Below are 8,808 nucleotides of genomic sequence, written 5' to 3' on the forward strand. Positions count from 1 at the left end.
TGGCGAAGGTCTCCAGGATCTCGACCGATTCCTGCTCCTCGACACCTTCCATGTAATCATCGGGATTTTCGACGAAGCGTGGACGGCCTGCATGTTCGTGGCGCAGGCCGGTGCCGCCGCCGGCCCAGGTCCCGGCGAGGATGACGCCGTCATTGTCTGGCCGCGCATAGTTGCAGGAAATGTCGTCGCACCAGGCGAACGGCATGACCTGCCTTGCCTTGCCGGCAGCGTCGAGCACGGCCATCGGATGGCGCTCGACATGCAGCGGCAGATCGAGGCCGACCGTCGCCAGCAGCCGGCGCGTCCACGGCCCGGCGGCCAGGACGACGGTATCGGCCTCCAGCATCGTTCCATCGGTCAAGATGACACCCGTGATGCGGTCGCCCTGCCGCTGGAGGCTCTCGACCAACGTGTTCTGCATGATCCTGGCACCACTGGCGCGGGCGGCACGGGCAATAGCATTGGTGGCGCCGAAGGCATCGGCATAGCCATACTCGGGTTCCCACAGCGCCAGCGCGACATTGTCCAGGGCAAAGCCCGGTGCGGCATCGGCAAAGGCCTGCGGCGACAATGTCTCGATGCGCGCGCCCTCGCCGCGGATGCGTTCGGCTGCCGACGTCCAGCTCGCCTTGTTGTCGTTGCCGCAGACCCACATCATGCCGATTTCGGTGACAAAGGATCCTTCGCCAGCGATTTCGGGCAGCGACACCAGGATCTCTCGGCCACGGATGGATAGCTGCGACAATTCCGGCATCAGGTAGAAGGCGTGCAGCAGCGCCGACGATCTGCCCGACGGGCCGCCGGCGGGATGGGTCTGCTCGACCAGCGTGACCTTCACACCGGCTTTGGCCAGATCATAGGCCGCGCTCGATCCGACAATACCGGCACCGACGACGATGACGTCGCTTCCATTTCGCATGGCTGTTCCCCACAGTCTCTTGGCTGCTTTTCGACAAGGTAGGGCCAGCGATCGCGCAATGTCAACATCTCTTCATTGTTGACCGAGATTTAAATCTCTGTAATAAACTCGACAAAACAAGAGAACACGGATTCCGGGGAGGCCCATGGCGATACGCGATGTTCTGATGCGCGGGGATCTTGCGCTGACGCCGTCGGAGGAGAAGATCGTCCGACTGCTGTTGACGGACTATCCGACCTCCGGCCTCGGTACCGCCTCATCGCTCGCCCGGCGCGCTGGCGTCAGCGATCCAACCGTGGTGCGGCTGGTGATGAAGCTCGGCTATGAAGGGTTTCCGGATTTCCAGGCGAGGCTTCTGGCCGAAGTCGAGGCAAGACTGCACTCGCCGCTGCTGATGATGGAGGCCAAGCGGCAGAGCGGTTCCAACGACAGCGCCGTGCTGGCCTATCTCGATAGCGTCACCACGGCCTTGCAGAAAGCCACCGCCGCGACACCCGTCCAGACTTACGAGCGGGCGGCCCGCTTGCTGATGGAGGCCAAGGGCGAGGTCGTGCTGGTTGGCGGCCGGTTCAGCCGCCACATCGCCGGCATGCTGGCCGGCTATCTCGTGCAGTTCCGCTCCGGGGTTCGCGATCTCGGCGTGCTCTCTCCGCAGATCTTCGACACGCTGGCCGACCTCGGCCGGCGCGACGTGCTCGTCGTCTTCGACTACCGCCGCTACCAACTCGATGTGATGGCCTATGCAAAACAGGCGGCGGCGCTCGATCTGCGCATAGTCCTGTTCACCGACCAATGGCTGTCGCCGATATCAGATCTCGCCGAAGTCACCATCGTCAGCCCGCTCGAAGTCGCCTCACCTTACGACACGCTGGCGCCGGCGATCGCACAGATGGAAGCGTTGGTCGCCCATATCGTTTCGACGCTGGGCGACGAGGCCCGCGCCCGCATCGAGCGACTCGAAAAGGTGCGGCATGCCAATGCCGTGACGCTCGACAGCGAACCGCAAGAGAACGGCGCGCGCAAGACACCCGGCCCCCGCAAGACACCGGGACCCAAATCAGCAAAGCAGGACGACAAAGCATGACCCAGGCCCTACCCAAACGAGACGAAGCCTTCCGTGCCGGCGAAACGGCACTGCTGCTCGTCGACATGCAGCGCATCTGGCTGGAGCCGGGCGCCGATCCGTCGCATCCGGAACGTGGCCCCGATCATTATTTTTACCGGCAGACATCCTCGCAGACGATCCCCAACCAGGAGCGCCTGCTGGCGGCGGCGCGGGCCAATGGCGTCGAGGTGCTGCACACCATCATTCAGAGCCTGACCGAAGACGGCCGTGAGCGCTCGCTCGACCACAAGCTGACACCGATCCATGTTGCGCCCAGTCTCCCCGAAGGACTGCCGGTGGCATCGCTGGCGCCGGTTGGCGACGAGATCATGCTGCCGAAGACGTCGTCGGGCATCTTCAATTCGACCAATGTCGACTATCTCCTCAAGAACCTCGGCATCCGCTATCTCGTCGTGGTCGGCGTGCTGACCGATCAATGCGTCGACATGGCGGTGCGCGACGGCGCCGACCGCGGCTATCTTGTCACCTGCGTATCGGATGCCTGCGCCACCATCACCCAGGAACGCCACGACATCGCGCTCAAGGCCTTCGGCGGCTACTGCTGGGTGGCCGACACCGACACGGTCGTCGACCGCTTCAACGCTTTGGGAAAACCGGCATGACGTCGACTGTCGAGCCTCTGGTTGCCGTCGTCACCACGGATCTCTCCGCCGTCACGCGGGGCCGTTTCGTTGCCGAAAGCAAGTTGCAGAAGACCGCCACGACCGGCGTCGGTTGGCTGCAGGCCAATCTGTCGCTGACACCGTTCAACTCGATCGTCGATCCCAACCCCTGGGGCTCGTCGGGCGACCTGCGGCTGATCCCCGATCTCGAAGCGCGCTTTCGCACGACACGCACCGGATCGGCAACGCCATTCGATATGGTCGCCGGCGACATCGTCGAGCTCGACGGCAGCCCATGGCTCGGCTGCACCCGCACGATGCTCAAAGACGCGCTGGCCGATTTGAAAGCCGCAACCGGCCTGTCGGTCATCGCCGCCTTCGAGCATGAATTCAACGTCGCCGACGGCGGCTTCGCACAGGCGCATTCAATGTCTTTCGCCGCACTGCGCCGCGCCGATCCTTTCGCGCCGAATCTGATGGCCGCGCTCGAGGAAGCCGGCGTCGTGCCCGAGGTGGTCATCGCCGAATTCGGCGACGAGCAGTTCGAGGTGACGCACGAGCCGGCGGACGCGCTGACGGCGGCCGACCGCGCCGTCGCCATCCGCGAAATCACGCGCGAGTTGGCGCGCAATGCCGGCTGGCGTGCGAGCTTCGCCCCCAAGACAGCGCCAACCGCCGTTGGCAACGGCGTCCACATCCATTTCAGCTTCGTCGACGAGGCCGGCAAGCCGATGACTTACGATCCGGCACTGGCGGGCGGCCTTTCCGCCAAAGCGGGCGCCTTCTGTGCCGGCGTGCTGCGCCATCTGCCTGGGATGACCGCCATGACGGCGTCGAGCGTGTCGTCCTTCTACCGGCTGAAGCCGCACAGCTGGAGTTCTTCCTACACCTGGCTTGCCGACCGCGACCGCGAGGCGTCGCTGCGCATCTGCCCGACGGTGACGATCGGCGGACGGGATCCGGCGCGGCAATACAACATCGAATACCGGGCCGCCGACGCCACCGGCAATCCCTATCTGTCGCTGGCGGCGATCATCCGCGCCGGGCTGGAAGGGCTGAAGGCGGGCCTGCCGTCGCCACCTTTGGTCACCGGCGACCCGACACTGATGAGCGAGGCGGAGCGGGCAAGTCTTGGTCTGGTGCGCCTGCCCGAAACCCTGCCCGCGGCACTGGACGCGCTGCTGGCCGACGGCACCGTGACGGGATGGTTCGCGCCCGTCTTCATCGAAACCTTCGTCGGCCTCAAGCGACATGAAGCCGAGCGTCTTGCCGGTCTCGATCCGGCCTCCATCTGCGATCTCTACCGGGCGCTCTATTGATGACCGCAGTGACAAAAAAAGATTGGCCCGAGGCCGTCGAGGCCCTCAACGAGCACGGCCGTTCCGATATCGTGCTGTTGTGCGAGCATGCGTCCAACCACATGCCGGTCGAGTATCGACAGCTTGGCCTCGATGCCCACCATCTGCAGCGCCACATCGCCTGGGATATCGGCGCCGCCGAAGTGACCCGCCTGCTGTCGTCGAAGCTCGATGCTCCGGCCTTCCTCAGCGGCTATTCGCGGCTGCTGATCGACCTCAACCGGCCACTGGGCACGCCAGGCAGCATTCCGGTACTGTCGGAAGACACCGACATTCCCGGGAATGTCGGCATCGATGCGGCGGAGCGGACCCGGCGCGCCGAGATCATCTTTTCGCCGTTCCATGACCGGGTGACCGCTTATCTCGACCGCCGGGCACAAGCAGGCCGGCAGACGCGGATCGTGACGATCCATTCTTTCACGCCGGTCTTCCTCGGCGTCAGCAGGCCCTGGCATGCCGGCGTGCTGCATGACCAAGCAAGAGGTCTCGCCGAAGCGATCCTTTCGGGCCTGCGCACCGATGCGGCGCTCAATGTCGCGGCCAACGTGCCCTATGTGATCAGCCGCGACGCCGACTACGCCGTGCCCATTCATGGCGACGATCGCGGCATCGCCGCCGTCCTCGTCGAGATCCGGCAGGATCTTTTGTCGACACGGTCCGGCATCGAGGAATGGGCGGACCGGCTGGCGGCGGCACTGCCGGCACTCGAGACAGAAACCGTGCCGTGAGCAATCCAAGCCTGCGCGAGCGCGACGCCGCGACCATCGCCCAGATCGGCAAGTTGCGTTTCTCGCCGCTCAGCGTCATCGGCAGCCGGGGCAACCGGCTGATCGGCGGCTGCTGGCAATCACGCCCCGCGGCCACGGCTGCGGCAGAAATTACCCAAGCAGCCCCGCCTGATCGTTGCGCGGCATTTATTCCGCGATACGCACGATCAGCTTGCCGAAATTCTTGCCATCGAGAAGGCCGAGAAAGGCCTGTGGTGCATTTTCGATGCCATCGACGATATCTTCCCTGTAGCGGACGCGGCCGGACGATATCCATTCGGCCATCTCACGATAGAAGGCCGGGCGCTGGTCGACAAATTCACGCTGGATAAACCCCCTGATCGTCAGGCTGCGGTACAGCACTTGCTGCATCAATACCGGCAACCGGTCGACGCCGGCATCCGCGATGACGTTGTACTGCGCGATCAGCCCGCAGACCGGCACACGCGCAAATTCGTTCAGCAGCGGAAACACCGCGTCCCAGACAGGACCACCGACATTCTCGAAATAGATGTCGATGCCACCGGGGCAGGCTGCCTTCAATTGCTCGGCAAAATCATCGGCACGGTGATCGACGACCGCATCGAAGCCGAGTTCGTCTCGCACGAAGGCGCACTTGTCGGCACCGCCGGCAATGCCGACGGCACGCGCGCCCTTGATGCGCGCGATCTGGCCAACGGCCGACCCGACCGCGCCGCTGGCGGCCGCCACGACGACCGTCTCGCCAGGCTTCGGCTGCCCGATGGTGAGCAGACCGGCATAGGCCGTGAAGCCCGGCATGCCGAGCACGCCAAGCGCCGTAGTGATGGGTGCCGCAGCGGGATCCAGCTTGCGCAGCCCCACACCGTCGGACAAGGCAAAACTCTGCCAGCCGGAATGGGACAACACGATATCCCCTTCGGTAAATTCCGGGTGGCGAGAGATCACGACGCGCGCAACGGTACCGCCTTCCATCACGCCGTCGACATCGACGGGCCTGGCATAGGATTTCGTAGCGTTCATGCGCCCGCGCATATAGGGATCGAGCGACAGATAGAGGATCTGCAGCAGCAGTTCGCCCTCTCCCGGCTGGACGACATCAACCGTCTCGATGCGGAAATCATCCGGCTTCGGCCGGCCTTGTGGCCGCGCCGCGAGCACGATGCGGGTGTTGGACTGGATCGACATCGAAAATCTCCCTGCGAAGAAGGCTCTACTCGAAAAACCGGTTGGGCGGACGCTTCAGGCCGAGATTCTCGCGCAGTGTCGACCCTTCATATTGCCGCCTGAAGATCCCTCGCCGTTGCAATTCCGGCACCACCTTCTCGGCAAAATCATCGAGCCCGGCGGGCAGGTATGGAAACATGACGTTGAACCCGTCGGAACCCTCGCCGATCAGCCATTCCTCCATCTCGTCGGCGATTGTTTCAGGCGTGCCGACAAAAGCAAGGCCGGAATAGCCGCCCAGCCTTTGCGCAAGCTGCCTGACGGTCAGGTTCTCCTCGCGTGCCAGTTCGATGACGCGCTCGCGGCCACTCTTCGAGGCATTGGTCTCGGGGATTTCGGGCAAGGGCGCGTCAGGATCAAAACCGGACGCGTCATGTCCGATGGCGATCGACAGCGAGGCGATGCCGCTCTCGTAGTGGACGAGACTGTCGAGCTTCGCCCGCCTGGCCTGCGCGTCCTCGACGCTGTCACCGACAACGACAAAGGCGCCGGGCAGGATCTTGATGTCGTCACGCGACCGGCCAAGCCTTTCCGCACGGCCTTTGACGTCGGCGAAGAAGCGCTGCCCCGCCGCGAGATCGGCATGGGCGGCGAAAATGACCTCCGCTGTCTCCGCCGCCAGCTGGCGTCCTGCCTCCGAGGCGCCGGCCTGCACGATGACCGGCCAGCCCTGGATTGGCCGCGCGATGTTGAGTGGGCCGCGCACCGAGAGATGCTCACCCTTGTGGTCGAGCACATGCAGCCTGGCCGGGTCGAAATAGAACCCGCTTTCGGCGTCGCGGATGAAGGCATCGTCGGCAAAGCTGTCCCACAGGCCGGTGACGACATCGTAGAATTCCCGGGCCCGCCGGTAGCGCTCGTCATGCTCGACATGCTCGTCGAGGCCGAAATTGAGCGCCGCATCCGGATTGGACGTGGTGACGATGTTCCAGCCGGCGCGTCCGCCGCTGATATGGTCGAGCGAGGCGAAGCGGCGGGCAACATGATAGGGCGCGTCGAACGTCGTCGATGCGGTGGCGACCAGCCCGATATGGTCGGTGACGGCGGCGAGCGCCGACAAAAGCGTGAACGGCTCGAACGAGGTGACCGTGTGGCTGCGCCGCAGCGCCTCGATCGGCATGTTGAGAACGGCCAGATGGTCGGCCATGAAGAAGGCGTCGAACTTCGCCGCCTCCAAGGTCTGGGCGAAGCGCTTCAGATGCGCGAAATTGAAATTGGCGTCGGCATAGGCGCCCGGATAGCGCCAGGCGCCGGTATGCAGGCTGACGGGGCGCATGAAGGCGCCGAGGTGCAATTGTTTTTGTGTCATGAAAGTCGTTTCGACCGATCGATACAGTCGAGCACTAGCGCTCGAATCCTAAACTCAGGATCGGACGGTCCGCGCAACTCGGGAAGATATCCTGTTCCTCCACACCGGCCTTTTGCAGCATAGGTTTTGCGCTGTCCGGGACCAGGACAAAAAATGGCCGGGCTCGAATGCGGCCCGGCCAAAAGAAGGTTTGAACCTTCAGAGGGGAACACCGTCCAGCGGAATGGGAGGAAACCGCTAAACGATTTTACCTTTTTGCGCCTATCTCGAAGCCTTGGCGACGAATGGCATTCCAAAAAACATATGAAACGGCAAAAATTCGTGCAGAGCTGAGTTCACGAACCCGCCGCTCCGGCCTGGAGAAGATCGGCATAGTGGCGGCGTGCCACGTCGGGATGTGAACGCAGTCGGCTTTTGAGCACATTGGTGCCGACATCGCGAAACAACGGATTGTCCGGATCGCTTGCCGGCCCGCGCGCTTCGGCCGCCAATTCCTCGGGCAGGGTCAGAAGCGGTATGGTCGCGTCCAGCCGCGCACTGAAGAAGAAGGGAACGGAGATCCGCTCGACGCCGGCAGGCGGCGTCACGACGCGGTGAACGGTGGCACGCAAATACCCATTCGATGCCAGTTCGAGCAGTTCGCCAATGTTGACGACCAGCGTTCCAGGGAGCGGATCCACATTCACCCAGCTTCCGTCATATTCGACCTGCAGGCCCTTGTTGTCGTCCTGCAGCAGCAGGGTGAGGAAACCGCCATCCTTGTGCGCGCCGACGCCCTGGTCGCCTTCGGTCGCGTCACGGCCGGGATAACGGACGATCTTCATGCGATGGTTGGGCGAGTCCCGATAGATCGCGTCGAAGGCGTCCTCGGGCTGATCGAGCGATAGTGCGAAGGCTTTCAGCAGCCGAATGGCCACCGCGGTCGCCTTGGCCTGCCATGCAAGCAGTGCCGGCTTGAGCTCCGGCAGTGCAGACGGCCACTGGTTCGGCCCCTGCAGCCGTGTCCACGGTGCAATTCCAGGTCCCTGCGCTATGGGCTGGCGCTCGACGCCGATGTCGAGTTGCTCACGCCAGTCGGCCGCGCCCTTGGTCAGTTCGCCGCCGGCGCGGGTGTAGCCGCGGAACTGCTGGGACTTGACCATTTCGATGGCCAGCTTGTCGGCCTCCGGCAACGCGAAGAACCGTCGCGAGGCATCGAGCACGTCGTCGATCTCCGGGGCGGAAATTCCGTGGCCGCTGAGATAGAAGAAGCCAACGTCCCGGGCTGCCGTACGCAGGTCCAGGAGAAAGGTACGATACTCGGACGCACCTTGTTCGAGGCGGCTCAGGTCAAGCACCGGCACAATTCTGGGCATGGTCAGCTTCCTTCTTTTCTCTGCCCTGGCTTAGGAGAAGTAGAAGCGACCACCGGCAAGAGCTTCGAGCATGAATGCATCTCAAAGTGACACGCAAGGCGTGCCGATCAAAGCAACAGGAAGTCCAATCCGGGCCGGATGGAAGAACGTCAGCGCTGCATATTAT

The 8,808-nt window shown here is 63.7% G+C and carries 8 protein-coding genes; 4 read left to right on the plus strand and 4 right to left on the minus strand.

The features are described 5' to 3' along the window. A partial coding sequence (locus EN991_RS12885) for an FAD-dependent oxidoreductase (protein ID WP_164769015.1) occupies positions 1–919 on the minus strand: 919 nt, incomplete at its 3' end. Between the two features lie 145 nt (positions 920–1,064). Between EN991_RS12885 and EN991_RS12890 the strand changes: the two genes are divergently transcribed. From EN991_RS12890 to EN991_RS12905, 4 genes are read left to right on the plus strand one after another with little or no spacing between them, the layout of a single operon-like run. Beyond that, positions 1,065–2,003 (plus strand): MurR/RpiR family transcriptional regulator, encoded by a 939-nt coding sequence (locus EN991_RS12890; RefSeq protein WP_127368895.1) that lies wholly within the window; start codon positions 1,065–1,067, stop codon positions 2,001–2,003. After that, a complete protein-coding gene (locus EN991_RS12895; RefSeq protein WP_013530318.1) occupies positions 2,000–2,647 on the plus strand; it encodes an isochorismatase family cysteine hydrolase in 648 nt (215 codons plus the stop codon). Before EN991_RS12890 ends, EN991_RS12895 begins: the two co-directional genes overlap by 4 nt. Further along, positions 2,644–3,966 carry a glutamine synthetase gene (locus EN991_RS12900; RefSeq protein WP_127368896.1) on the plus strand — a complete coding sequence of 441 codons (1,323 nt, stop codon included), beginning with the start codon at positions 2,644–2,646 and terminating at the stop codon, positions 3,964–3,966. Before EN991_RS12895 ends, EN991_RS12900 begins: the two co-directional genes overlap by 4 nt. Further along, complete coding sequence (locus EN991_RS12905; protein WP_024502302.1) at positions 3,966–4,733, plus strand: N-formylglutamate amidohydrolase; 768 nt, start codon at positions 3,966–3,968, stop codon at positions 4,731–4,733. Before EN991_RS12900 ends, EN991_RS12905 begins: the two co-directional genes overlap by 1 nt. Positions 4,734–4,919: 186 nt before the next feature. Here EN991_RS12905 and EN991_RS12910 read toward each other — a convergent pair whose 3' ends face one another. The 3 genes from EN991_RS12910 to EN991_RS12920 all read right to left on the minus strand — a co-directional run bounded on the left by EN991_RS12910 (position 4,920) and on the right by EN991_RS12920 (position 8,642). Next, entirely contained in the window at positions 4,920–5,939 is a 1,020-nt protein-coding gene (locus tag EN991_RS12910) for an NADP-dependent oxidoreductase (RefSeq protein ID WP_127368897.1), read from the minus strand. Positions 5,940–5,964: 25 nt separating this feature from the next. Continuing rightward, on the minus strand, positions 5,965–7,287 hold the full coding sequence (locus EN991_RS12915) for an LLM class flavin-dependent oxidoreductase (RefSeq protein WP_127368898.1): 1,323 nt from the start codon (positions 7,285–7,287) through the stop codon (positions 5,965–5,967). Positions 7,288–7,622: 335 nt separating this feature from the next. Then, positions 7,623–8,642 carry an isopenicillin N synthase family oxygenase gene (locus EN991_RS12920; protein ID WP_013530313.1) on the minus strand — a complete coding sequence of 340 codons (1,020 nt, stop codon included), beginning with the start codon at positions 8,640–8,642 and terminating at the stop codon, positions 7,623–7,625. Between the last annotated feature and the right edge of the window lie 166 nt (positions 8,643–8,808).

Origin of the sequence: Mesorhizobium sp. M7A.F.Ca.US.005.03.2.1 (assembly GCF_003997795.1) — a bacterium.
In the GTDB taxonomy this organism is placed as follows: Bacteria; Pseudomonadota; Alphaproteobacteria; order Rhizobiales; family Rhizobiaceae; genus Mesorhizobium; species Mesorhizobium ciceri.